Here is a 25955-nt window from a genome sequence, read left to right as displayed (position 1 = left end):
ATGCTCCACAGGTCTCGGATCAGGCGTCGGGGTTGCTCAGGGCGAGCTGGATGAGGCTCTCGGCGTCCATCTCGTCGATGGCGCCCTCGCTCTCGTCCGTGCCGGCGTCGGCGTCCGCGCCGGCGGACTCGTCGTCGAGCCCCGTGAGGGTGAGCAGGACATCGAGCACGCCTGCCTCGCGCAGCCGGGCGAGCGGCAGCTCCGACAGGGCGGCCCGGAGTCGCTCCTCCTGCGAGTCGGCCGGGGCCGCGGCGTCGGCCGGGGCGAGCTCGGTCACGAGGTGGCGGGCCAGGGCCGCGGGGTTGGGGTAGTCGAAGACGAGGGTGGCGGGCAGGCGCAGTCCGGTGGCCGCGGAGAGGCGGTTGCGCAGTTCGACGGCGGTCAGCGAGTCGAAGCCGATCTCCTTGAACGCCTGGGCGGCCTCGACGGCGTCCGCTCCTCCGTGGCCGAGGACGGTGGCGACGTCGCGGCGGACCAGGTCGAGGACGAACCGTTCGCGTTCCGCGGCCGGCAGGGCGACGAGCCGGTCCGTGAGCGACGCCGCCGACTCGGCGGCGGGGCCCGCGGCGACCGTGCGCCGGGCGGGTGCCCTGACGAGGCCGCGCAGCAGGGGCGGGATGGTTCCGCTCTCGCGCAGGACGGCCGTGTCGAGCTGGATCGGTGCCAGGGTGGGCCAGGGGGACGCCGTGCCGTGGTCGAGAAGTTCGAGGCCGAGCTCGGTGGGGAGCGGCTGGACTCCGGTGCGCTTGATGCGTTCGACGTCCTCGTCGGTGAGGTGGGCGGTCATGCCGCTGCGCTGTTCCCAGAACCCCCACGCGAGCGACGTCGCCGGCAGACCCTCCGCCCGACGCACCTCCGCCAACGCATCCAGGAACGTGTTCGCCGCCGCGTAATTACCCTGCCCCGACTCCCCCAACGTCGCCGCCGCCGACGAGAACAACACGAACGCCGACAGATCCATCCCCCGCGTCAACTCATGCAGATGCACCGCCGCATCCACCTTCGGACGCACCACCCGCGCCAGCCGCTCCCCCGACAACGACCCCACCAGACCGTCATCCAGCACACCCGCCGCATGCACCACCGCCGTCAACGGAGCCCCCGCAGGAACACCCCCCAACACCCCCGCCAACGCCTCCCGGTCACTCACATCACACGCCACCACCGACACCGACGCACCCAACGCCTCCAACTCCGCCACCAACGCGGCCGCACCCTCACCCGCCAGACCACGCCGACTGGTCAGCACCACACTGCGCACCCCGTGCTCCACCACCACATGACGGGCCACCAACGCACCCAACGTGCCCGTCCCACCCGTGATCAGCACCGTCCCCGCAGGATCCAGCCCCACCGGCACCGTCAGCACGATCTTCCCCACATGCCGCGCCTGACTCATGAACCGGAACGCCTCCGGAGCCCGCCGCACATCCCACGCCGTGACGGGGCTGTGGGTGAGCACACCGCGTTCGAAGAGCTCGACGACCTCGGTGAGCATCTCCTGGGAGCGGGACGGCTCGAAGTCGGGCAGGTTGTACGCCGCGTACCGGACGCCGGGGTGCTGTGCGGCGACCTCCTCGGGGTCGCGCTTGTCGGTCTTGCCCATCTCCAGGAAGTGACCGCCACGCGGCAGCAGCCGCAGCGAGGCGTCCACGAACTCCCGCGCCAGCGAGTTGAGCACCACATCCATGCCCTCACCGCCGGTGACCTTCGAGAACTTCTCCTCGAAGCCCAGATCACGCGAGTTGGCGATGTGATCCTCGTCCAGGCCGAGCGCCCGCAGGGTGTCCCACTTGGCTGGGCTGGCCGTGGCGAACACCTCGGCGCCGAGATGGCGGGCCAGTTGGATGGCGGCGATGCCGACGCCACCGGCGCCCGCGTGCACCAGGACCCGCTGGCCGGGGGCGGTCGAGGCCAGGTCCACCAGGCCGAACAGGGCCGTCGCGTAGACGACGGGGACGGCGGCGGCCTCGGCGAACGTCCATCCCTGCGGCATCGGGACCAGGTAGTCGCGGTGGGTCACGGCGAGCGGACCGAAGGACCCGGTGAACAGGCCCACCACACGGTCACCGACCGCCAGGTCCGTGACACCCGGACCGACCTCGGCGACCACACCGGCCGCCTCACCGCCCATGATCTCGTCCACGACGACCATGCCGAGCGCGGTCACCACGTCACGGAAGTTGAGGCCGGCGGCGCGGACGTGGATCCGCACTTCGCCCTCGCGCAGCGGCTCGGCCATGTCGGGCGCGGGCACCAGGGAGAGGTTCTCCAGGGTGCCGCTGGCCGAGACGTCCAACCGCCAGGGACCGTCCTGCGGCGGCACCAGGGCCTGCCGCTCGGTGACCCGGGCGAGCCTGCGGACGCGGGCCTCGCCGCCGTGCAGGACGATTTCGGGCTCGCCGGTGGCGAGCGCGGCCGGCAGGGCGGCCAGGGAAGCGGGTGCCTCGTCGGCGTCGACGAGGACGAAGCAGTCCGGGTTCTCGGCCTGCGCGGAGCGCACCAGGCCCCACACCGGCGACTGCGCGAGCCCGGAGATCCTCTCCCCCGGCTCGCCCGCGACCGCGCCCCGGGTGACCAGTACGAGCCGCGATCCGGCGAACCGGTCCTCCGCGAGCCAGCTCCGCACCAGGCGCAGGGTCTCCTGCAAGGCGTCGTGCACCTGCTCGGCGAGGGCCGCGTCCTGCGCGGTGGGCAGGGTGACGAGGACGTACGGGGGCACGTCGCCGGTCAGCTCCTCCAGCGAGCCGTACGACGGCACGCCCGCCAGCCCGAGCGGGTCCCGCCCCACGACGGCCCACGAGGGTGCCGGCACGTCCTCGGGCAGGGTCAGCGGACGCCATTCCGAACGGAAGAGGGAGCCGTGGAAGGCCGCCTCACCTGCGGGGTCGGCTGTCAGTCCGTCCGTGGACAGCGCACGCAGGGCGAGCGACTCGACGGACGCCACGGGCGCACCGGAGCTGTCGGCGAGCGTGAGCGCGACGGCGTCGCGGCCCACCGGCCGGACGTGCACCCGCAGCGCGGTCGCGCCCTGCGCGTGCAGGGTCACACCACTCCACGAGAACGGCAGCAGCGGTCCCGAGCCGTCGGCCCGGTCGGCATCGGCGAGGCCGGTGGCGTGGAGTGCGGCGTCCATGAGGGCCGGGTGCAGGGCGAACCCGGCCGCGTCCGCACCCTCGGGCAGGACGACCTCCGCGAACACGTCGTCACCGTGCCGCCAGGCGGCCTTCAGACCCTGGAACAGCGGCCCGTACCCGTACCCGTCCGCCTCGGCCGACGCATAGAAGCCCGCGACGTTCACCGGCCGCGCCTCACGCGGCGGCCAGAGGTCCAGCGTGGCCGCCGATGACCCGTCGCCCACGGCGAGGGCTCCGGTGGCGTGGCACGTCCAGCTCGTGTCGGCGTCGGTGCCGCTCTCGTCGTCGAGACGCGAGAACACCGACAGCTCACGCCGTCCGTCCTCACCCGCCGCGCCGACCACCACCCGCAGGACCACACCGGCCCGCTCCGGCACGACCAGCGGCGCAGCCAGCGTCAGGTCCTCGACCATGCCGCAACCGACCTCGTCACCGGCCCGCACCGCCATCTCCACGAACGCGGTACCCGGCAGCAGAACCATGCCGTTCACGGCGTGGTCGGCAAGCCAGGAATGCGTACGCTGCGAGATGCGCCCGGTGAGGACGACACCGTCGGAGTCCGGCAACGCCACGGCAGCGGACAGCAGTTGATGATCCGTGGCCGCGAGTCCGGCGGACGCCACGTCCCCGACACCACCGGTGTTCTCCAGCCAGTAGCGGGTGTGCTGGAAGGCATACGTCGGCAGGTCGACGATCCGGGCGTCCTCCGGCAGTGTCCTGTCCCAGTCCACGTCCGCGCCGGCCGTGAACGCCTGCCCCGCCGAGACCAGGAAACGCTGCCAGCCGCCGTCGTCGCGACGCAGCGTCCCCTGGACGGACACCGGCCGGTCGGCCACCTCGACCGTCTCGCCCAGCCCCACGGTCAGCACGGGGTGCGGGCTGACCTCGATGAACAGACCATGCCCCTGCTCGACCAACGCCGCCGCCGCGTCGGCGAACTCCACCGTCTGACGCAGATTCCGATACCAGTACCCGGCATCCATCACCGACGTGTCCGTCAGCCAGTCACCCGTCACGGTGGAAAAGAACCGCACCTCGGACGACCGAGCACTGATCGGAGCGAGGACATCCAGGAGCTCCGTCTCCAGCTCCTCGACCTGGGCCGAGTGCGAGGCGTAATCCACCGGGATCACCCGCGCCCGCACACCCTCCGCCTCACACGAGGCAACCAACTCCTCCAACGGCCCCGGCTCACCGGAGACCACCACCGACGACGGACCATTGACCGCCGCCACCAACACACGGCCCTCAAACGCGGTGATCCGCTCCCGTACGGCGTCGACCGGCAGGGCGACGGACACCATGCCGCCGCGTCCGGACAGCACCCGGATCGCCCGCGACCGCAACGCCACCACACGCGCCGCATCCTCCAGCGACAACGCCCCCGCCACACACGCAGCCGCGATCTCACCCTGGGAATGACCGACCACCGCAGCCGGCTCCACCCCCAGCCACCGCCACAACCGCGCCAACGACACCATCACCGCGAACAACACCGGCTGAACCACATCAACCCGCTCCAGCCAACCACCCTCCCCATCCCTGAGCACCTCGCTCAGCGACCAGTCCACAAACGGGGCAAGAGCGGCCTCGCACTCGGCCAGCGCCTCAGCGAACACCGGCGAAGCCTCCGCCAGCTCCACCGCCATCCCCAGCCACTGCGACCCCTGACCCGGGAACACAAACACCACACCCGAACCCACCGAACCAGCCGGAGCCACGCTCAACTCGGCCAGCTCAGCTACGAGTTCGTCACGCCGTGCACCGACGACGACTGCCCGGTGAGGGAACGTGGCCCGCGACCGCACCAGCGACGCCGCCACATCCACCACACGCGGCCCGCCCTCGGCCACGAACTCCGCCAGCCGCGCCGCCTGATCCCGCACCGCGGCAGCCGACTTGCCCGACACCACCCACGGCACCACCGCCCCCGAATCGGAGACGACCGGCTCCGCCTCCTCCGGTGCGGCCTCCAGCACCACATGCGCGTTCGTCCCACTGATCCCGAACGACGACACACCCGCCCGACGCGCACGCCCCACCTCGGGCCACTCCCGCGTCTCCCTCAGCAACTCCACCGCACCCGCCGACCAGTCCACCTGACCCGACGGCTCATCCACATGCAACGTCTTCGGCAACACCCCATGCCGCAACGCCTGCACCATCTTGATCACACCACCGACACCCGCAGCCGCCTGCGTATGCCCGATGTTCGACTTCAACGACCCCAGGAACAACGGATCGTCACCAGACCGCTCCTGCCCATACGTCGCCAGCAACGCCTGCGCCTCGATCGGATCGCCCAGCCGCGTGCCCGTGCCATGCGCCTCCACCGCATCCACATCCGCCGCCGACAGCCCGGCATCCGCCAACGCCGCACGAATCACCCGCTGCTGCGCGGGACCATTCGGCGCCGTCAGGCCGTTGGACGCGCCGTCCTGATTGACCGCCGAGCCCCGCACCACAGCCAGCACCCGGTGCCCCTTGCGCCGCGCGTCCGACAGCCGCTCCAGCAGGAGCATGCCCACGCCCTCGCCCCAGCCGGTGCCGTCCGCGGCGGCCGCGAACGACTTGCAGCGGCCGTTGCGGGCGAGTCCGCGCTGGCGGGAGAAGTCGATGAAGGTGTCCGGGGTCGACATGACGGTGACACCGCCGGCCAGGGCCATCGAGCACTCGCCGCGCCGCAGCGACTGCGCCGCGAGATGCAGGGTCACCAGCGACGACGAACACGCCGTGTCGACCGTGAGGGCCGGGCCCTCGAAGCCGAAGGTGTAGGCGACGCGGCCGGAGGCGACACTGTAGGAGTTGCCGTTGCCGACGAAGTCGGCGACGTCGGCCGGGATCTCGTCGACGCGGGAGGCGTAGTCGCCGTACATGACGCCGGCGAAGACGCCTACGGAGTCGCCGCGCAGGGCCTGGGCGTCGATGCCGGAGCGTTCGAACGCCTCCCAGGACACCTCGAGGAGCAGCCGCTGCTGCGGGTCCATCGCCAGCGCCTCACGCGGACTGATCCCGAAGAACCCGGCATCGAACTCCGCCGCGTCGTGCAGGAAACCGCCCTCACGCACATACGTCGTCCCCGGACGGTCCGGATCCGGATCGTAGATGCCCTCCACGTCCCAGCCACGGTCCTCCGGGAACCCCGACACACCGTCCGTGCCCTCGGCGACCATCCGCCACAGGTCCTCCGGCGACCGCACGTCACCGGGGTAACGGCACGCCATGCCGACGATGACGACGGGGTCGTCGTCGGGGGCGGCCACGGTGGTGGGGGTGGTGGCCGCGGAGGTGGTGTCGGCGGGGCCGGAGGCGAGTTCGCGGGCGAGGGCGCCCGGTGTCGGATAGTCGAAGATCAGTGTGGCCGGCAGCCGCAGACCGGTCGCGGCGGTGAGCCGGTTGCGCAGTTCCACGGCGGAGAGGGAGTCGAATCCCAGCTCCTTGAAGGCCTGTTCGTCGTCCAGGGCGTCGCTTCGGCCGGTGCCGAGGACGAGGGCGACGGTGCGCCGTACGAGGTCGATGGCGGCCTTGTAGCGGTCGGCGGGCGTGAGCGCGGCGAGCTGGTCGGCGAAGGTCCGGGCGGAGTCGCCGGCGTCGGCGGTGCCGCGGCGGACGGCCGGGGTGCGGACCAGGCTTCGCAGCAGCGCGGGTACGTCACCGGAGGCGCGTACGGCGGCGAGGTCGAGGCGCACGGGTGCGACGACGGGCAGGGTGGTGCGCAGGGCCAGGTCGAGGAGTTCGAGTCCGAGGTCGGTGGGCAGCGGCAGGGAGCCCGCGCGCTTCATCCGTTCGACGTCGGCGTCGGTGAGGTGGGCGGTCATGCCGCTGCGCTGCTCCCACAGTCCCCAGGTGAGGGAGAGGGCGGGGAGTCCCTGGGCGCGCCGGTGTTCGGCGAGGGCGTCGAGGAAGGTGTTGGCGGCGGCGTAGTTGCCCTGTGCGGGGGCGGGCAGGACGCCCGCGTCGGAGGAGAAGAGCACGAACGCCGAGAGGTCCCGGTCGCGGGTGAGATCGTGCAGGTGGACGGCGACGTCGGCCTTGGGCCGCAGGACGCGGGCCAGCCGCTCGGGGGTGAGGGACCCGATGAGGGCGTCGTCGAGGACGCCGGCGGTGTGCACGACGCCGGTGAGCGGGTGCTCGTCGGGTACGGCGGCGAGGACGGACCGCAGGCTGTCGCGGTCGGCAGCGTCGCAGGCGGCGACGGTGACCTGGGCGCCCTGGGCGGTGAGGTCCGCGGTGAGCCGGTCGGCGCCGGGGGCGTCGGGGCCGCGGCGGCTGGTGAGCAGCAGCCGGCGGACGCCGTGCCGGGCGACGAGGTGGCGGGCGACCAGGGCACCGAGGGCGCCGGTGCCGCCGGTGACGAGCCAGGTGCCGTCGGCGGCTGCCGTGTTCTCCTCGTTGTCTTCGGTGGCGGCGGGGACGGGTGCGCGGACCAGGCGCCGGGCGTACGGAGTGCCGTCGCGCAGGGCGAGGTCCGGTTCGTCGAGGCCGACCAGGGCGGGCAGTGCCGCCGCGGACCGCGGCTCGTCGAGGTCGATCAGCAGGATCCGGCCGGGGTTCTCGGCCTGGGCGGAGCGGACGAGGCCCCGGACCGAGGCGCCGGGCAGGTCCGCGGGTGCCTCGTCGGAGGCGGCGGCGACGGCGCCGCGGGTGAGGACGACGAGCCGGGTGTCCTCGAAGCGGGGGTCGGCGAGCCACTGCTGGAGCGGTTCCAGCACGGCGGCGACGCGGGTGTGCACGGACGCGGCGAGGTCGTCGCCTTCGTGCGGGGCGCTGCTGAGGACGACGAGGCCGGGTGCGTCGGCGGCGGCCGTGTCGAGTCCGGTGCGGGCCGTGGCGTTGACGCCGGCGCCGGTCAGGGCCGTGGCGAGCGGGGAGGTGTCGTCGCCGAGGACGGCCCAGGCGGCGGTGGAGGTGTCCGTGGCCGGTGCGGTGAGGGGTGTCCACTCGACACGGTGCAGGGCGTCGTGGTGGGTGACGGCGGCGGCCGTGAGCCGGTCGGCGGAGGCCGGGCGCATGGTCAGGGCCTCGACGGTGGCGACCGGGGCGCCGGTGGCGTCGGCGAGGGCGAGCCGGACGGTGCCGGTGCCCGTCGGGGAGAGGGTGACCCGGCACCTGGCCGCGCCGCCGAGGGTGAGGGAGACCCCGGCGAAGGAGAACGGCAGGTGCACGCCGTCGCCGTCCTCGGTGGTGAGGAGGCTGGTGGTGTGCAGGGCCGCGTCGAGGAGCGCGGGGTGCAGGGTGAACCGTCCGGCGCTGTCGGCGGCGTCGTCGGGCAGGGCGACCTCGGCGAGGATGTCGTCTCCGTGCCGCCAGGCGGCGCGCAGGCCCTGGAAGACGGGGCCGTAGCCGTAGCCGTCGGTGTCGAGGCGCTCGTAGAAGCCGGTGAGGTCGACGGGCCGGGCGTCCGCCGGGGGCCAGGCCTCGGCCGGTGCCGCGGGGGTGGTGCCGGCCCGCGCGAGCAGGCCGGTGGCGTGCAGGGTCCACTCGTCGTCCGGGGCGTCCTCGGGCCGTGAGTGGAGGGTCAGTTCGCGGGAGCCGTCCGCGGTGGGGGCGGTGACGGTGGCGCGCAGGGCGATGCCGCCGTGCTCCGGTACGGCGAGGGGGGTGGCCAGGGTGAGTTCGTCGAGGCGGTCGCAGCCGGCCTCGTCGCCGGCGCGGACGGCCATCTCGACGAATGCCGTGCCCGGCAGCAGGACCGTGCCCATGACGGCGTGGTCGGCGAGCCAGGCGTGCGTACGCTGCGAGATGCGCCCGGTGAGGACGATGCCGCCGGAGTCGGGCAGGGCGACGGCCGCGCCGAGCAGGGGGTGTCCGGTGGCACGCTGGCCGAGGCCCTCGGCGTCGGTGCCGGGGGCGGTGGCGTCGAGCCAGTAGCGCCGGTGCTGGAAGGCGTAGGTGGGCAGGTCGACGCGGCTGCCGCCGCGGTCGGCCAGGGCCGCGGCCCAGTCGAGGCGGGCGCCGTGCGCGTGGAGTCCGGCGAGGGCGGCGGTGAGCTGGCGGGCCTCGGGGCGGTCCTTGCGCAGGGCGGGGGTGAACAGGGCGGGCGAGTCGTCGCCGGCGGTCTGCCGTCCAAGGGCGGACAGGACGCTGTCGGGGCCGAGTTCGAGGAAGTGGCGGACGTCCTGGCCGCGCAGGAAGCCGATGGCGTCGGCGAAGCGTACGGCGTGGCGGACGTGGCGGACCCAGTACTCGGGGGAGCAGATGTCCTCGGTGGGCGCGGTGCGGCCGGTGAGGTTGGAGACGACGGGGATGGTGGGCGGCCGGTAGTCGACGACCCGGGCGATCCACCGGAACTCGTCGAGCATGGGTTCCATCAGCGGCGAGTGGAAGGCGTGGCTGACGGCGAGGCGGCGGATGCGGCGGCCCCGTGCCTGCCAGATCCCGGCGATCTCGGTGACGGCGTCCTCGGTGCCGGACAGGACGACGGAGCCGGGGCCGTTGAGGGCGGCGAGGCCGATCTCGTGGTCGCGGCCGGCGAGCAGGGGGAGGATCTCCTCCTCGGTCGCCTCGACGGCCGTCATGGCGCCGTCTGCGGGCAGTTCCTGCATGAGCCGGCCGCGCGCGGTCACCAGGAGGGCGGCGTCGGCGAGGTTGAGGACGCCGGCGATGTGCGCGGCGGTGAGTTCGCCGATGGAGTGCCCGGTGACGTAGTCGGGGCGCAGGCCCCAGGAGGCCGCGAGCCGGTAGAGGGCGACCTCGAGGGCGAAGAGGGCGGGCTGGGTGTAGCGGGTCTCGTCGAGGAGGGCGGCCTCGGGGGTGCCCTCGTCGGCGAACATGAGCTGCTTCAGGGGCCGGTCGAGGTGGGCGTCGAGGGCGGCGCAGACCTCGTCGAGGGCGTCGGCGAACACCGGGAAGACGGCGGCCAGTTCGCGGCCGGCGCCGGGGCGCTGGCTGCCCTGGCCGGTGAAGAGGACGGCGGTGCCGCCGTCGGTACGGGTGCCGGTGACGGCGCCGGGGTGCTCGCCGCCCTCGGCCAGCGTGCCCAGCGCGTCGAGCAGTTCGGCGCGGTCACCGGCGACGACGACGCTCCGGTGGGGCAGGTGGGCGCGGGTGGTGGCCAGGGAGTGGGCGAGGTCGGCGCCGGAGATGCCGGGGTGCGCGGTGAGGTGGTCGAGGAGCCGGCGTGCCTGGTCACGCAGGGCGTCGGGGGTCGCAGCGGACAGGGTGTAGGGCAGGGGGGCGGCGTCGGCGCCGGAGGTGTCCGCGGGGTGCGGGGAGGCCGCGGAGCCGGAGCTGCCCGAGAAGTGCCGGGAGTCTGCGGAGCCGGAGCTACCCGAGAAGTGCGGAGAGTCTGCGGAGCCGGAGCTACCCGAGAAGTGCGGAGAGTCTGCGGAGCCGGAGCTACCCGAGAAGTGCGGAGAGTCTGCGGAGCCGGAGCTACCCGAGAAGTGCGGAGAGTCTGCGGAGCCGGAGCTACCCGAGGAGGGCGGGGTCTCTGCGGAGCCGGAGGAGTCGGCCGAGTAGTCCGTTTCCTCCGGCCCGCGGTCGGCGGCGGGCGGTGCCTCGATCACGGCGTGGGCGTTGGTGCCGCTCATGCCGAACGAGGAGATACCGGCCCGGCAGGGGGCGTCCCCGGCCCCGGCCCATGCCCGGCTGTGCTGCAGCAGTCGTACCTCGCCCGCGGACCAGTCGACGTGGGGGGTGGGCTCGTCGGCGTGCAGGGTGGCGGGCAGGGTGCCGTGGTGCATGGCCATGACCATCTTGATGACGCCGGCGACCCCGGCGGCGGCCTGGGTGTGGCCGAGGTTCGACTTGATCGAGCCGAGCCACAGGGGCCGGTCCGCGGGCCGGTCGCGGCCGTAGGTCTCGATGAGTGCGCGGGCCTCGATGGGGTCGCCGAGGACGGTTCCGGTGCCGTGGGCCTCGACGGCGTCGATGTCGGCGGCGGTGAGGCCGGCGTCGGCGAGGGCCTGGCGGATGACGCCGCGCTGGGCGGTGCCGTTGGGCGCGGTGAGGCCGTTGGAGGCGCCGTCGGAGTTGACGGCGGTGCCGCGGACGACCGCGAGGACCCGGTGGCCGTTGCGCCGGGCGTCGGAGAGCCGCTCGAGGACGAGGATGCCCACGCCCTCGGACCAGCCGGTGCCGTCGGCGTGCGCGGAGAACGGCTTGCAGCGGCCGTCCGCGGACAGGCCGCGCTGCCGGCTGAAGGCGAGGAAGCCGCCGGGCGAGGACATGACGGCGACTCCGCCGGCCAGGGCCATGGTGCACTCGCCGGCGCGCAGGGCGCGGGCGGCCAGGTGCAGGGCGACGAGGGAGCCCGAGCAGGCGGTGTCGACGGTGAGGGTGGGGCCTTGCAGACCGAAGGCGTAGGCGACGCGGCCGGAGGCGACGCTGGCGGCGTTGCCGGTGAGGAGGTAGCCCTCGAGGCCCTCCTCGGCGGCGCCGAGGCGGGGGCCGTACTCCTGGGTCTCGGCGCCGACGAAGACGCCGGTGCGGCTGCCGCGCAGCGTGGTCGGGTCGATGCCCGCGTGTTCCAGGGCCTCCCAGCCGGTCTCGAGGAGCAGGCGCTGCTGGGGGTCGGTGGCGAGGGCCTCGCGCGGGGTCATTCCGAAGAACTGGGGGTCGAACTGGTCGGCGTCGTGGAGGAAGCCGCCGTGGCGCGTGTAGCTGGTGCCGGGGTGGTCGGGGTCGGGGTCGTAGAGGGCGTCGAGGTCCCAGCCGCGGTTGTCGGGGAAGGCGCTGACGGCGTCACGGCCCTCGGCGACGAGGTCCCACAGCTGTGCGGGCGAGGTGACGTCGCCGGGGAAGCGGCAGCCCATGCCGACGATGACGACCGGGTCGTCCTGGGTGCCGGCCGGCACGGGGTCCGGGGCGGCCTCGGCCGGCTCGGTGGTGTCGTCGAAGGTGAGGCCGTCGGCGGCGAGTTCGGCGGTCAGCTGCTCGGCGAGGGCTTCGGGGGTGGGGTGGTCGTAGACCAGGACGAGCGGCAGGCGCAGCCGGGTGGCGTCGCCGATGCGGCGGACCAGTTCGACCGCGCCCAGCGAGCCGAGTCCGAGGTCGAGGAGCGGCCGGTCGGGGCCGATCTCGTCGGCGGGGCGCCGTAGGATGTCCGCCGCCTGCTCGCGGACGAGGGTGACGAGAATGCGCCTGCGTTCGTATGCGGAGGCTCCGGCGAGCGCGTCGCGGACCGCGGACCGATGGTGCCCGGGGTTTTCCTGGCGGGCGTCTTGTGGGCGCGCCTCGAATTCGCGGGGATCATCCAGCATTTTTGACCACTCCAGAGCTCTGCCGCACTTCTCGGCGAACGCCGATCCATGGCCGAGACTACGCAGCTCCAGGAGCTTGTCTGCACCCCTAAAACCCCCTGACCGAAGGGGAATTCACCCGGTTTTCGGGGCGGGTTCAGGCGCTGGCGGGTGTGGTGACGGGGGCGGTCATGCGGCGCACGGTGCTCTTCGGGTCGAAGGCCGTGACCTGGAAGTGGGAGGTGGTGCACGCCAGCCGGCGGAAGAGGTTGTCGGGCCCGGTCACCACGACGTGCTCCACGCCGAGTCCGCGCAGCGCTTCGACGGCGGCGGGCCAGTCGACGGGGCGGTCGAAGGTGTCCAGGAGCATGGTGCGCACGGCGTCGGCCGTGTCCACGATCCGTCCGTCCTGATCTGCGACGACGGTGAGCGCGGGGGCGTCGATCCGGTAGCGGGAGAACACCTCGCGCTCGGCCTTGGCGCGCAGTGCGGCGAAGGCACGGGCGTGCACGGGCGGCCGCATGGTGTACATGGGGTGCCCGTTCATGGCCCGTACGGCGGCGGTGAACCCGTCGAGGGCGGATTCGCGCAGAGTGACGAGGAAGAAGGTGCTGTCCATGTAGCCGGAGATCTCGCAGAGTTCGCCGCGGCCGTTGAGTTCGGCGACGAGTTCCTCGAGCTGCGCGCGCGGGGTGCGGGCGACGGACTGGGTGACGGTGTCGGTGTATTCGGTGGCGAAGAACTCGGCCTCGCAGCGGGCGGTTTCCGCGGTCATCCGCAGGGCGTCGGAGAAACTCATGGTCTCCGCGTACACGGCGGCGGCCTTCTGCCCGAAGCTGGGTCCGACACAGATCTCCGGGCGCATTCCGAGGGTTTCCACGGCGCGGTCGGCGAGCGCGATCGAATTCACCAGGAAGGCGAGTTGGGTGTACTCGGAATAGTCGCTGTCCGAGGCGTAGAAGCGGTCGAGGAGCCGGTATCCGAGGGCCTCGTCGGCCTCCTGGAGCCGACGGCGGGTGTAGGGGTCGAGCACCATGAACTTCCCCACTTCGGAGAAGTTCGACGGTCCCATGCCGGGGAAGACGAGGGCGGTTGCGCTGGACATGGCTCTCCTTCTGGCTGCGCCGGCGACGCGCGGGGCCGGCGGCCACCGCTCGCGGTTCGGTCCGCGAGCGGTGACCCTACTCAAGGAGAGCCGGTGGCCCCCACCCCTAACGTCCCCTAGGGACGCGCACCGCTTCCGCCCCGGATTCCGGGGGGTTGGCGCCGGTTCTGCCGAGCTTGCTGTAGGCGGCCGCGACCTTGGTGAGCCACGTGACCTCCGCGCTGAAGTTGTCGGTGTCCCGGTCCTCGAAGTCGGCGGCGTCCTTGTTGTCGTCGGGGATGGTGCCGGTGCGCTTGGCGTGCAGGGCCTGCCGGATCTGGGCGGCCTCGGCGAAGGCCTGCCGGTCCTCGTCGGCGCGCGGGCCGGCGCCGCCGTCGTCGTGCGCGCCGCGGTCGATGTAGGGGCGCAGGTCACGCCATCCGTCGCGGATCTCGATGACCCGCCGGTGCAGGCGGTAGTCGAGGTCGGAGACGGTGGCCGCGGGCGGCTCCAGCACGATGTCCGGGGAGGACTCGTACAGGTCCCGCCAGAGCGGGTAGAGCACGCGGTACGACCGGTAGTTGCGGGCCCACTCCACCAGCCGGGTGAGGGAGGCTCCCCAGGAGGAGATGGTGAGGCTGAGGGAGAGGTCCACGATGCCGACGGCGCTGAGCACGGACGGGGCCAGCTGCCAGGCGCCGATGTCGAGCCCGGCCGCGGCGGTGAGGATGTTGACCGTGCGGGCGGCGCAGTAGAGGAAGAGGACGACGGCGGCGGCGGACAGCAGCCGCAGGGCCTGGCGCAGCGGGGTCCTGCCCGCCCTGCGCGCGTAGGGGCCGCACTGACGGAAGACCGTCACGCACGGCAGCGCCTGGGAGACGATGAAGACCAGGAGATAGGTCAGGACCAGCGGCTGGCCGCTGCCGGTGTTGAAGTCCGCGGCCGGCCGGTGGGGGCCGTCGGCGACGAGGAACAGAACGGTCAGGAACAGGTCGAGGGCGATGCCGGCCGTCACCCAGTAGCGGATCTTGCGGTCGGCGCCCTCGTCCTCCGCCCACCGCAGCAGGATGATCTGCGCGCAGACGCAGAAGGCGACCGCCGACAGGTGCATCACGAGGATGGCGAGGTTGCCGACGCCGAGGACGTGGTCGTCGGTCATGGCGACGGCGCCCATGGTGAAGGTGAGGCACTGGAATCCCAGGGTGACCAGCAGGGCCCGGTAGGAGCTGTCCCGCCAGCTGCGCCGGACCTGGCACAGCCGGTAGACGAGCGCGGCGTAGGACGACAGTGCCGCGATGACGAAACAGACGGTCCTAATCGTGTTCAGGGCCCGCTCCCCCGCCCGACGGGTCGACGTCCAGCCCGACGCTCTCCGCCGCGACGGCGACGGCGTAGTCGAAGAACGCGGATTCGTCCCGGACGCTGTCGTGGGTCCGGCTGAAGACCTGGAAGACCAGGAGTCCGATCAGGTTGCTCCACAGGACGATGCCGCGCTCGATGATGTCCGAGAACGGTGCCTCGGGCACGCCGCCGAAGAGCTGCACGGCCTCCGGCCTCAGCAGCGGAGGTCCGGGCAACTCCCTTCGGGGCGGGGCGAGTTCACCTGCTTCCAGCGCCGAACGTACGATCCCTGCCAGCACGGCGGGGGTGCGCGAGGCGGGCGGGACGGTGTCCTGCGGGGCGTGGTAGCCGGGCACGGGCGAGCCGTAGATCAGGGTGAACTCGCCGGGGTTGGCGAAGGACCACTGCCGCAGCGCGCGGGTCGCCGCGAGGAGCCGCCCGCCCGCCGGCGCACCGGCGTCCCTGGCGGCCTGGTCGGCCTGTTCCATCGCGGCGCCGGAGGCGTTGTAGGCGTCCACGACCAGGGCGGTCAGCAGGTCGTCCCGGTGCGGGAAGACGGCTTCGACCTCGGCGACGGCACGGCCGCCCTCCTGGGCCACGGCGTCCAGGGACAGTCCCCCGGCACCTCGTTTCACCAGCAGGTCGCGCGCGGTGCCCTTGACGGCCTCGCGCAGCCCGGCGTTCTCGCCAGCAGCGCTCGTTCCGGAAAAACTCATGGCCAAACCGTACCGGTCGGTTACGAGGCGTAGGGGTGTGGTCGGCGTGGCGTTCTGGGCCAAGCGCTGAGATCCGGCCACATCCATGTCAGACCTTCTCCGGGGTACCGGCGCACCCGAACTCCTCCCGCACCCACTCCACGATCCGCCGCGCCGGCGTGCCGGGCGTGAACACGGCGGCCACACCCCGCTCCCGCAGCCGCGGGATGTCCGTCTCGGGGATGATGCCGCCACCGAACACCTTGATGTCGCCGGCCTGTTCCTGGCGGAGCAGCGCCAACACCTCGGTGAAGTGGGTCATGTGGGCGCCCGACAGCACCGACAGCCCGATGCCGTGGGCGTCCTCCTGGAGGGCGGTGGCCACGATGTCCGCGGCCGTCTGGTGCAGACCCGTGTAGATCACCTCGACCCCGGCATCGCGCAGGGCCCGGGCGACCACTTTGGCACCCCGGTCGTGCCCGTCGAGGCCGGGCTTGGCCACGACGATACGGATCGGCTCGGACAGCATGCCCGCTTCTCCTCTTCTCACCACGACCCTCCCGTGTGGTCGGGGGTGTAGGTCCCCCAGATCTCGCGCAGGGCGTCGCACACCTCGCCCACCGTGGCACCGGCGGCCAGAGCGTCCTTCATCGGGTAGAGGACGTTGTCCTCGCCCGCCGCCGCCTTCTGCACCCGGACCAGGGCCTCACCCACCCGCTCGGCACACCGCCATGCGCGCAACTTCGCCAGGCGTTCGGCCTGCTGGGCCTCGATCGCGGGATCCACACGCAGCGGCTCGTACGGCTCTTCCTCGTCGAGCTGGAAACGGTTGACGCCGACCACGACCCGCTCACCGGAGTCGGTCTCCTGCGCGATGCGATAAGCGCTGCGCTCGATCTCGTTCTTCTGGAAGCCGTGCTCGATGGCGCTGACCGCGCCTCCGAGGTCCTCGACCTTCCGCATCAGCTCAAGCGCCGCCGCCTCGACGTCGTCGGTCATCCTCTCGATGACATAGGAACCCGCGAACGGATCGACCGTCGCCGTCACATCCGTCTCGTACGCCAGCACCTGCTGCGTACGCAACGCCAGCCGCGCACTCTTGTCGGTGGGCAGGGCGATGGCCTCGTCGAAGCTGTTGGTGTGCAGCGACTGCGTACCACCCAGCACCGCGGCCAGGCCCTGCACGGCCACACGGACCAGGTTCACCTCCGGCTGCTGCGCCGTCAGCTGCACCCCGGCCGTCTGCGTATGGAAACGCAGCATCAGCGACTTGGGGTTCTTCGCCCCGAACTCCTCCTTCATCACCCGCGCCCAGATCCTGCGCGCCGCACGGAACTTCGCGACCTCCTCCAGGACCGTCGTCCGCGCCACGAAGAAGAACGACAGACGCGGGGCGAAGTCGTCCACATCCATCCCGGCCGCCACCGCCGTCCGCACGTACTCGATACCGTCGGCGAGGGTGAAGGCGATCTCCTGCGCGGGCGAGGCGCCCGCCTCCGCCATGTGATAGCCGGAGATCGAGATCGTGTTCCACTTCGGGATCTCCGCCCGGCAGTACTTGAAGATGTCCGCAATCAGCCGCAAGGACGGCTTCGGCGGGAAAATGTACGTACCCCGCGCGATGTACTCCTTCAGCACATCGTTCTGGATCGTGCCCGTCAGCTTGTCGGCGCTGACGCCCTGCTCCTCCGCCACCAGTTGGTACAGCAGCAGCAACAGGGCCGCCGGCGCGTTGATCGTCATCGACGTGGACACCTTGTCCAGCGGAATCCCGCCGAACAGCACCCGCATGTCGTCGATCGAGTCGATCGCCACACCCACCTTGCCGACCTCACCGCTCGCGATCGGCGCGTCGGAGTCATGACCCATCTGCGTCGGCAGATCGAACGCCACCGACAGACCCATCGTCCCGTTCGCGATCAACTGCTTGTACCGGGCATTGGACTCCGTCGCCGTACCGAAACCCGCGTACTGACGCATCGTCCACGGCCGGCCCGTGTACATCGTCGGATACACACCCCGCGTGAAGGGATACGCCCCCGGCTCGCCCAGCTTGTCCGCCGGGTCCCAGCCGTCGAGGGCATCGGGCCCGTAGACCGGCTCGATGGGCAGTCCGGACTCGGAGTCGCGCACCATGGTGTTGCCTCCTGATGGGTTGCCGGGGGTCCGTCAGTGGAGCTCGCCGTAGAGCTCGGGGCGACGGTCGAGCAGGTAGGTGGTGGTGCCGCGGGCCGCGGTGACGTCCTTCGGGTCGATGTCCGCGAACAGGACGCCCTCCCCGGCGTGTTCCACGCGCACCTGGGTGCCGTGCGGCGAGGCCACGCAGGTCAGACCGCAGAAGCTCAGCCCTTCGTGGTCGCCGGTCCAGTTGGCGTACGCGATGAACATCTGGCTCTCGAAGGCCCGCGCCGGGACGAGGGTCCGGGCGACGAAGTCCCACGGCCGCATCAGGGCGGTGGGGACCAGCAGCAGTTCGGTGCCGTTCAGCGCGTGCGCCCTGACCGCCTCGGGGAACTCCACGTCGTAGCAGATCAGCAGTCCGACGGTGACGCCGTTCAGGACGGTCTGCACGACGCCGTCGCCACCGGGGGTGAACTGCGTTCGCTCCGGCCCGTACAGGTGGGCCTTGCGGTACGTCAGCAGCCGGCCGTCGGGGGAGGTGAGCATGGCCGCGTTGTGGACGGCCGTGCCGTCGGTCTCCGGCCATCCGTGCACCACCGAGATCCCGTGGCGTCGCGCGATGCCGGCGACGGCCTCGGCGGTGGGGCCGGACGCCGGTTCGGCGGCGCGGGCGAGCGCGGTGGCGGTCAGCGGGTAGCCGCCCGCCGACATCTCCGGGGTGAGCAGCAGTTCCGCGCCGCCGTCGGCGGCCTGCCGGGCCACCTCGCGGAGCCGGTCCAGGAATCCGGGAATGCCTCCGGGGCGGCAGGCCGCCTGCCAGCAAGCGATCCTCATGGCTTCAGACCGACGTCCGGGTGTCCTGCGACGACGCGTCGCGCTGCCCCGGGATGCGGCTGGTGCGGTGTTCGTCCGCCAGTCGCCGCAGCAGCAGCTTGTCCGGCTTGCCGTTGCGGTTGAGCGGGAAGCGGTCCAGGGCGATGACCACGTCGGGCCCCTCGTACTCGGGCAGCGCGTCGCGCAGCACCGTCCGCCAGTGCGGTACCCCGCGGTCCTCCTCGTCCTCGACGAAGAACACGAGCTGGGAGCCGCGCGCCTCGTCGTCGACGGCGACGATCCGGGTGGAGCAGCCGGCCGCGGCGGCCTTCCGCTCGATCAGTTCGGGGTAGAGGGTGTAGCCCTTGCGGTGGACGGCGAACTTGCGGCCGAGGACGAAGACGTTGCCGTGCTCGTCGAGGTGGCCGAGGTCGCCGGTGCGGGTCCAGCCGCCCGGCACGGGTGCCAGTTCGCCGTCCTCGCCCAGGTAGCCCTCCAGGGCGTCGGGGGTGTCCACCTCGATCTCGCCCACCTGCCCGGCCGGCAGGGGCAGTCCGTCCTCGTCGGTGACGCGCAGCCGGATGCCCTCCATCGCCCTGCCGCAGGAGACGGGGTTGTCGAGGGTCGCGAAGGCGATGTTGCCCAGTTCGGTGCTGCCGTAGCTGTCCAGCAGCGGCAGGCCGAACTCCTCGACGTAACGGTCGACGAGCGGCTGGTCCAGGGGCGCGGCGCCGGCGCAGAACATCCGCACCTGCTGGAGGTGGGCGCGCAGGGCCGGGGTGCGTTCCAGGATGTTGAGCATGCTGCGGTAGCTGGCGGGCGTGGCGTCCAGGACGGTGCCGCCGGCCTGCCCGGCCATGATCAGTGAGCGGTCGAGGCGGCGGTACGGCGTGATGACCAGCGAGCAGCGCACCAGCCAGGCGATCAGCACCATGGACAGGCCGTACTGGTGGGAGAACGGCAGCAGGGGCACCAGGACGTCGTCGGCGCGGTGGCCGACCTGGTCGGCGTTGCGCCGCAGATTCTTCAGGAACTTGCGTCCCGATTTGACGATGCCCTTGGGGTCCCCCGTGGAGCCGGAGGTCCACATGATCAGGGAGTCGGGCAGGTCGCACCAGGTGTCGAAGGACAGGCGCCGGCCGAGGGGCGAGCGGCCCGCGGCGGCGACCAGCAGCTCGTACAGGGCGATGGGCCGCAGTTCGGGGTCGACGGGCGCGTCGTTGTCGACGAGGACCAGTTTCGCGCCGGTGCGCCGGGCGATGCGGCTGGTCTCCTCGGGGCGTGCCTGCTGGTCGACGAGGACGATGGACGCCCCGGCGTGCATGAGTCCGAGGAGGGTGGCCACATAGGCGGCCGAGTTCCCCGCCTTGAGGATGACCCGCTGACCGGGTGTGACACCCCGCTCGGCGAGCACATCGGCAAGTCGAAGAACGTCGTCCTCGAATTCCGCCAGCGTCTGCACAGAGTCGGATGCGAATATCTTGGCGGTCATTCCGCACGCTCCCTTCCGCGTCCGGACCGGGCTAGGACGCAACACGAGTTACAGGGTCCCGCCCGGGAAACTATGGTTTCTCGGGCGGGCCTGGGGAACCCCTACGTGTGCCCCTAGTCGCCCCTCATCCGGCGCGGTCTCCCCAGGCCGGTGAGGGATCAGAGGGGAAGGGAGAGAAGCTGGTCGTGAATGAGATTCGCGACCTCGCTGGAGCTGTAATCCAGATATCCGTTCATCCCGCGGAACGCCTCGAGGTCGAACGGTCCGGTGGTGACGTTCCGCCAGGCGCCCACGGCGTCCGGCTCGGCGCGCTGCGAGGGCACGCCGGTGAGGGCCACGACGCGGCACCCCACCTGGCGCCCCTCCTCGTGCCCGACCTCGTGGGGCGCGGCCCGGTCGGCGACGAACAGGCTGGCGAGGCCGAACCCGTACTCCTCCTCCAGCCGTTCGGCGACCCGCAGCGCCAGGTAGGCGCCGCTGCGGTGGCCGAACAGGGCCAGGGGCAGGTCCGTCCACTCCAGGAGGGTCCGCAGTGCCTGGTCGGCCAGGTCCTCGACGTCCCTGATGTGCGCGGGGGTTCCGTCGGGGAGGCTGCCGATGTACTGAAAGGCCAGGGTCTCCACGCCGGGCAGGAGCAGGCCGGACAGCCTGTGGAAGTCCAGGGGCGCATCGGTGAAATGCGGAAAACAGGCCAGCCGGTATTTCGCCGACTGTGTGGTGCAGTAAATCCGGTGCACGCTGATACCACTCGGGCTGTTGACGTACATGGGGGGAGCCTCCGATACGGGGGATATCGCATTTCGCAGATCACCCTACGACTGCCCCTGTCGAAGACGCATCAACAGCAAGGTGGAACAGCGGGTGGAATTACCTCTGCCCGGAATAGGGGGTGGACAGGGGGTTTCAGCAGGCGGCCTGGGCGAGCTCGGCGAGTGCCGTGGGCAGATCGCGCCGCCGCTTCACGCCGAGCTTCCGGTAGATCCGGGTCAGATGCTGCTCGACCGTGCTCACCGTGATGTACAGCTTCGCCGATATCTCACGGTTGGTCAGTCCCTGCGCGGCCAGCACCGCCACCCGGTTCTCCGCCTCCGACAGGAGGGCGTCGTTCGCCTGGGACAGCTCGTTCTCGGGGCCGGGTTCCACCGGGGACTCCTCCTCCGGGCGCAGCGGGGCCAGCCGCCGGCACACCGGCTCCGCACCGCACGACTTCGCCAGGTGCCAGGCCCTCCGGGCGAGCATCCGGGCTCCGCCGAAGTCGCCCGCGGCGTGGTGGACGTCGCCGAGCTCGCCCAGGGTGAGCGCCAGCTGGAGCTGGTCCTCGCCGCCCTCGAGCAGTTCGGCCGCCTCCTGGAGCATCGCCGTGCGCGCCGTGGTGTCCCGGGTCGCCGCGCCCAGGACCCGGAGCGTGATGCCGCGCAGCCGGCGCTCCTGGGCGGGGATCCGCGCCAGCTGCTCCGCCGCCGCACGGGCGGCCCGCTTGTGCTGCCCGAGCGCCAGCCACGCCTCGGCCGCGTCGGTCCGCCAGGGCACGAGCGCGGGCGTGTCCGCGCCCCACCGCTCCACCAGTTCACCGCAGGCCAGGAAGTCGCCGAGCGCCGCGTGGTGGCGGTTGGTCGCCAGGTAGAAGTGGCCGCGGGCACGCAGGTAGTGCAGCCCCGGCAGGGTTTCCAGCAGCGCCTCCGGCACCGGCCGGCTGAGCAGGTCCAGTGCCTCGTCGAAGCAGCCCATGCGGGTGAGCGCCTCGACCCGGACGGACAGCGGGAAGGCCACGCCCAGTCCCCAGCTGCGCGTCGACATACCGCGCATCGCGACGTTCGCGAGGTGTTCGGCGCCGCTCAGCCGCGACCGGCGCAGCTCCACCTCGGCGCGCACCGACTGCAGCAGCGCCTGCCAGGACGAGGCGTTGGTGCCCGAGCACTCGGCGAGCAGCCGCCTGCTCCAGTCGTCGGCCAGGTCCAGCCGTTCCGCGTAGATCAGTGCCCACAGGGCGAACACCAGCGACTGCACGGTGGTGTCGCCGAGCTGGTAGCGCTGCAGGACGTAGAGCGCCTTGTCCGTCGAGGCGGACGACAGGGACTCGGTGACCGCGGCGGCGGCGTGGAAGTACGGGTCGTCCGTGCGGGCCTCCTCCCCGGACGGTGCCGTGCCGTCGCCGGCCAGCCGTTCCCGCAGCCGCGGGGAGAGCATGGCCAGCCAGGACCGGACACCGGTGAGGCGGCCGTCGACATCCGGCCCCCACGGCTGCGCCTCGCTCAGCTGCTCGGTGACCTCGGCCGCCTGCTCCACCTGGCCCGTCCACGCGAGCTGCGACAGGGTCGCCGAGGCCTCCACCGGCGAGAGCAGGCCCTCGGTCATGTCGATGAGGAGCTGCGGCAGATGGGTCTCGGTGGCCGTGGGCAGGGTTCGCCACAGGACACCGGTGAGCCGCTGGCGGACCGCCGCTCGCACCCGGTCGTCGGCGGTGGCCGCCAGGGCCTCCTCCAGGCAGCGGCGGGCGAAGGCCGTGTCGCCACCGGCCAGGGCGTGTTCGGCCGCCTCCCGCAGGACGGGGGCCGCCCACAGCTCGTGTCCGTTCAGCAGCCGCAGCAGGTGCCGGGCCACCTCGGTCGCCGGAGCGCCCTCCGCGTGCAGCAGAGCGGCGGAGTCCCGGTGCAGGTCGGCCAGGACGGCCGCGGGCGTGGCGTGGTAGATCGTCTTCAGCGCCTCGGGGTCGCGGATGCAGTTGCCGTGGACCACCCCGCACAGGTTCAGCGTGTACAGGGCCATGTCGACGGCCTGCGTGCTCAGGTTCAGCAGCCGGCAGAGCAGCGCCGGTGCGCAGCGCTCGCCGAGCACGGCGATGGCCCGGGCCACGGCGAGGCTCTCGGTGCCGCAGCGGTGCAGGCAGTCGAGCAGTGCCTCGTCGTAGGTCTCGGCCCGGATGACCTTCAGGGGGGTGCCCTCGGTTTCGGCGGTGGCCCGGTAGTCCGCCGCCAGCGCGCGCAGCAGCAGCGGGTTGCCGCCGGTGACCTGATGGAGTTCGCCGCTGAGCCGGGCGACGGCGGCAGGGGGCAGCTGACCGGCCATCATCTCCTGGGTGCCGGTGCGGGAGAGCAGCTTGAGCCGGATGCGGCGGAAATGGGGCTGCTGGGAGAGTTCGGAGCGGTAGCAGGCCGTGCTGTCCCAGCGCCGGGCCGTGTCCGTGAACACCATCAGCACCCGCTCGTGGCGGATGCGGCGGGCCATGTGCAGCAGGAACTGCAGTGACTGCTGGTCGCTGTGGTGGACGTCGTCGACGGCGATGACCAGGAGGCGGTCACCGGCGGATCGCAGCAGCGCCACGGCCAGCTGGGGGATCGCCTCCGTCACCGCGGCCGGCTCCAGGGTCGCGGACTGCGGCCGCAGCAGCCGGTCCGCCTCGGCGCGCGCGGAGGGCGACAGCGGCGCATGGGCCATGAGGCGCCGGAGGATCCCGAAGGGGATGCGGTCCTCGCCGCGGGCGGCCGACGCGTCCAGCCGCAGGGCCCCGTCGGTCACCGTCTCGTCGGCGAACTGGGTCAGCAGGACGGTCTTGCCGCTTCCCACGGCGCCGGTGATCAGGACGATCCGGCCGGAGGCCTCCCGCGCGTCGGCGAACGCCCGCCTGAGTTCCGCCACCTGTTCGTCGCGGTGAGTGAGATTGACAGATTGCAACTTTACTTACTCCCCCGTGAGTTGCCGGTGCGGCACTCAAGCCGCACCGCGCGCGCCCTTGGTCGGTGCGGAGCATCGGCGGGACGGGCGCTTGTCCCTGCCGGTGCCCTTCGATGGCTTCCCGCCGGTCAGGACGCGAGGAGCTGACGGGCCACCAGCCCGGTGATCTCCTTCTGATGCTGCGCCAGGAAGAAGTGGCCGCCGGTGAACACCCGCAGGTCGAAACGGCCTTCGGTGTGCGGGCGCCACGCCTCCGCGTCGCCGATCGACACGCGCGGGTCGGAGTCACCGGTCAGAGCGGTGACCGGGGCCGTGACGACGGCCCCCGGCTCGGCGCGGTAGGTCTCGATCGCCCGGTAGTCGCCGCGCAGCGCGGGCAGCGCCATGCGCAGCAGCTCCTCGTCCGCGAGCACTCCGGCGTCCGTGCCCTGCAGGGCCAGCATCTCGCGCAGGATGCCGTCGTCACCGCGCAGGTGCACCGTCTCCTCCCGGTGGACCGAGGGAGCCCTGCGGCCCGACACGAAGACGTGGGCCGGGGTGAAGTGGTACGTCCGCTCCAGCACCCTGGTCACCTCGAAGGCGAGTGTCGCGCCCATGCTGTGCCCGAAGAGAGCCATCGGCCGGTCGAGCCGGGGCTCCAGCTCGGCGGCGATGGCGCGTGCGAGGTCGCCGATGTCCTCGATGCACGGTTCCCGGCGCCGGTCCTGCCGGCCCGGGTACTGGATCGCCATGACGTCCAGGCGGTCGGACAGCGCCTGGGACAGCGGGAAGTAGAAGGATGCGGAACCGCCCGCGTGCGGCAGACAGACCAGCCGCACGGCGCTGTCCGGCGCCGGGTGGAACTGTCGGATCCACGCGCTGGCCACTGCTGGTTCAGTCACAGTAACGCTTTTCCCTTTCCCGTGGGGACAGCGTGTGAAGCTGCCGGAAAGTATGTGCGAACAACCGTGCGGCGGATGCTAACGACGCTTTCCGGCCGGGCGGTACCCCTATTCGCCCGTCCACAGGTTTCAACCGCGAATGACCTGTGCACAGAGGGGGAGACCGCCGCGCCGGACCGTCGCCGCGCACGGGGAGACCGGCATGAACCGTCCCCGCCGGACCGGGCGGCCCCTGGCGGGCCTTCCCGTGGCATCCCTGCCTCTCCCGCCGGATCCGGCGGCCGCGGCCTGCCTCCGTCCGGCCCGACCCCTACTCGGCGGGTCGGGCCGGACAGGCAAGGCCGGCAGTCAACTTCGCCACCCCCGCGAGCCAAGTTAACTGTCAGCTATCCGCGGTGGCCCACGCTGGCGGATTCTCGGCCATTTGTCAACTACTGGCTAATCTGCGAAACTGTCGCACAGCTGGGAGCAAGGTCGGGGGAGGCGGGGAAGGAGATCGTGATGCCCGAGACCGAGGACCGGCCTGTACTGGCCGTGCGTCTCGACGACCTCTTCAGAACGGTTCGCCCCAAAGGCAGGCACTGGACCAACGCCGAGGTGGCCGAAGAACTGAAACGAGTCAACCCCGAGCTCAGGGTCGGGGGTGTGTATCTGTCGCAGTTGCGCACGGGCAAACGCTCCAACCCCTCACCGGACCTGCTGTCCGCCCTGGCCCGCTTCTTCGGGGTGTCGGTCGCCTACTTCTTCGACGACGAGGTCGCCGAGTCGGTCCTCGGCGAGGTCGCCGCCATCGAGGCGCTGCGGCAGGCAGGGGTCCGCGCGGTGGCGATGCGGGCCGCCGGGATGAAGAAGGAGAACCTCCAGGCCATCACGGCCATCATGGACCAGTACCGGCAGCTTCAGGGCCTGCCGCCGGTCGCCGACTCCTCGGACCCGGAATGAGGGGGGCCGACGAGTGAAGCACACCAAGAAGGAACGTGCCTTCGTCCAGGACCGGCGCAGTCAGCTCAAGCGGCTGCGCAAGGCCGGCGCGCGGCGCGTCGACGCCCTGGACCTGCCGGAGATGGCCGACGTGGCAGAACTCTGCCGCTACCTCGGCGAGATCAGGGAACGTCCCATCACTCTGGTCCCGTTACCGATGCCGGCGTCGCACCCGTGCGGCATATGGGTCGCCGCACGGGACGAGGATCTCATCTTCTACGACGCCAACACGACCAGCGCGCATCAGGAGCACATCATCTTGCACGAGCTGGGCCACATCATCTGCTGCCACCGCGGGGCGGGTTGGCTCGACGAGGCGAGTGCCCGCCTCCTCTTCCCCAACCTCGATCCCGACCTCGTGCGCGACATGCTCCTGCGCGCGACCTACGACGACGTCCAGGAACAGGAAGCGGAGGTCATCGCCTACATACTCTCCCAGCGGGTGGGCAGCACCGAGGGCCGGCACGGCACACCTCCGGACGAGGTCGAGGACGAGGACGCGGAATCCGGGGAGATCGCCATGCTCAGCCGGATCGAGCGCACCCTGATCTGACGT

The 25955-nt window shown here is 72.0% G+C and carries 13 protein-coding genes; 2 read left to right on the top strand and 11 right to left on the bottom strand.

The window, feature by feature from the left end; genetic code table 11:
• Positions 1-19: 19 nt before the first annotated feature.
• The 11 genes from AC5L3C_RS24780 to AC5L3C_RS24730 form a co-directional block, all read right to left on the bottom strand.
• On the bottom strand, positions 20-12337 hold the full coding sequence (locus AC5L3C_RS24780; protein ID WP_493654011.1) for an SDR family NAD(P)-dependent oxidoreductase: 12318 nt from the start codon (positions 12335-12337) through the stop codon (positions 20-22).
• Between the two features lie 139 nt (positions 12338-12476).
• Entirely contained in the window at positions 12477-13424 is a 948-nt protein-coding gene (locus AC5L3C_RS24775; protein WP_493650892.1) for an ACP S-malonyltransferase, read from the bottom strand.
• Between the two features lie 106 nt (positions 13425-13530).
• Positions 13531-14730 carry an MAB_1171c family putative transporter gene (locus AC5L3C_RS24770; RefSeq protein WP_493654010.1) on the bottom strand — a complete coding sequence of 400 codons (1200 nt, stop codon included), beginning with the start codon at positions 14728-14730 and terminating at the stop codon, positions 13531-13533.
• The gene (locus tag AC5L3C_RS24765) at positions 14717-15460 is read right to left on the bottom strand and encodes a TetR-like C-terminal domain-containing protein (RefSeq protein WP_493650891.1); all 744 of its coding nucleotides are present in this window, start codon (positions 15458-15460) and stop codon (positions 14717-14719) included. The genes AC5L3C_RS24770 and AC5L3C_RS24765 overlap by 14 nt, the downstream gene beginning before the upstream one ends.
• An 88-nt stretch (positions 15461-15548) precedes the next feature.
• Entirely contained in the window at positions 15549-15968 is a 420-nt protein-coding gene (locus AC5L3C_RS24760) for a cobalamin B12-binding domain-containing protein (RefSeq protein ID WP_493650890.1), read from the bottom strand.
• 17 nt (positions 15969-15985) lie between these two features.
• Positions 15986-17575, bottom strand: coding sequence for an acyl-CoA mutase large subunit family protein (locus tag AC5L3C_RS24755; protein ID WP_493650889.1), 1590 nt, complete (start codon positions 17573-17575; stop codon positions 15986-15988).
• A 33-nt stretch (positions 17576-17608) separates the two neighbouring features.
• On the bottom strand, positions 17609-18394 hold the full coding sequence (locus AC5L3C_RS24750; protein ID WP_493650888.1) for a carbon-nitrogen hydrolase family protein: 786 nt from the start codon (positions 18392-18394) through the stop codon (positions 17609-17611).
• A 4-nt stretch (positions 18395-18398) separates the two neighbouring features.
• Positions 18399-19865 (bottom strand): class I adenylate-forming enzyme family protein, encoded by a 1467-nt coding sequence (locus AC5L3C_RS24745; RefSeq protein ID WP_125506419.1) that lies wholly within the window; start codon positions 19863-19865, stop codon positions 18399-18401.
• Positions 19866-20023: 158 nt separating this feature from the next.
• Entirely contained in the window at positions 20024-20632 is a 609-nt protein-coding gene (locus AC5L3C_RS24740) for a thioesterase II family protein (protein WP_493650887.1), read from the bottom strand.
• Positions 20633-20768: 136 nt separating this feature from the next.
• Positions 20769-23537 (bottom strand): AAA family ATPase, encoded by a 2769-nt coding sequence (locus AC5L3C_RS24735; RefSeq protein ID WP_493650886.1) that lies wholly within the window; start codon positions 23535-23537, stop codon positions 20769-20771.
• Between the two features lie 128 nt (positions 23538-23665).
• On the bottom strand, positions 23666-24418 hold the full coding sequence (locus tag AC5L3C_RS24730; RefSeq protein ID WP_493650885.1) for a thioesterase II family protein: 753 nt from the start codon (positions 24416-24418) through the stop codon (positions 23666-23668).
• A 501-nt stretch (positions 24419-24919) separates the two neighbouring features.
• On the opposite strand from AC5L3C_RS24730, the gene AC5L3C_RS24725 reads away from it, so the two are divergent.
• Positions 24920-25360 carry a helix-turn-helix domain-containing protein gene (locus tag AC5L3C_RS24725; RefSeq protein ID WP_493650884.1) on the top strand — a complete coding sequence of 147 codons (441 nt, stop codon included), beginning with the start codon at positions 24920-24922 and terminating at the stop codon, positions 25358-25360.
• Between the two features lie 13 nt (positions 25361-25373).
• A complete protein-coding gene (locus tag AC5L3C_RS24720) occupies positions 25374-25952 on the top strand; it encodes a toxin (protein WP_493650883.1) in 579 nt (192 codons plus the stop codon).
• The last annotated feature ends 3 nt before the right edge of the window (positions 25953-25955 follow it).

Source organism: Streptomyces speibonae (assembly GCF_984686075.1).
The sequence above is the reverse complement of the archived record's forward strand: the minus strand, read 5'-3'. Positions and strand labels throughout refer to the sequence as shown.

What these genes read in the sequence shown, in the direction of transcription:
- AC5L3C_RS24775 (WP_493650892.1), bottom strand. Translation starts at nt 13,424, where the DNA reads ATGTCCAGCGCAACCGCCCTCGTCTTCCCCGGCATGGGACCGTCGAAC.
- AC5L3C_RS24765 (WP_493650891.1), bottom strand. Translation starts at nt 15,460, where the DNA reads ATGAGTTTTTCCGGAACGAGCGCTGCTGGCGAGAACGCCGGGCTGCGC.
- AC5L3C_RS24760 (WP_493650890.1), bottom strand. Translation starts at nt 15,968, where the DNA reads ATGCTGTCCGAGCCGATCCGTATCGTCGTGGCCAAGCCCGGCCTCGAC.
- AC5L3C_RS24755 (WP_493650889.1), bottom strand. Translation starts at nt 17,575, where the DNA reads ATGGTGCGCGACTCCGAGTCCGGACTGCCCATCGAGCCGGTCTACGGG.
- AC5L3C_RS24750 (WP_493650888.1), bottom strand. Translation starts at nt 18,394, where the DNA reads ATGAGGATCGCTTGCTGGCAGGCGGCCTGCCGCCCCGGAGGCATTCCC.
- AC5L3C_RS24745 (WP_125506419.1), bottom strand. Translation starts at nt 19,865, where the DNA reads ATGACCGCCAAGATATTCGCATCCGACTCTGTGCAGACGCTGGCGGAA.
- AC5L3C_RS24740 (WP_493650887.1), bottom strand. Translation starts at nt 20,632, where the DNA reads ATGTACGTCAACAGCCCGAGTGGTATCAGCGTGCACCGGATTTACTGC.
- AC5L3C_RS24725 (WP_493650884.1), top strand. Translation starts at nt 24,920, where the DNA reads ATGCCCGAGACCGAGGACCGGCCTGTACTGGCCGTGCGTCTCGACGAC.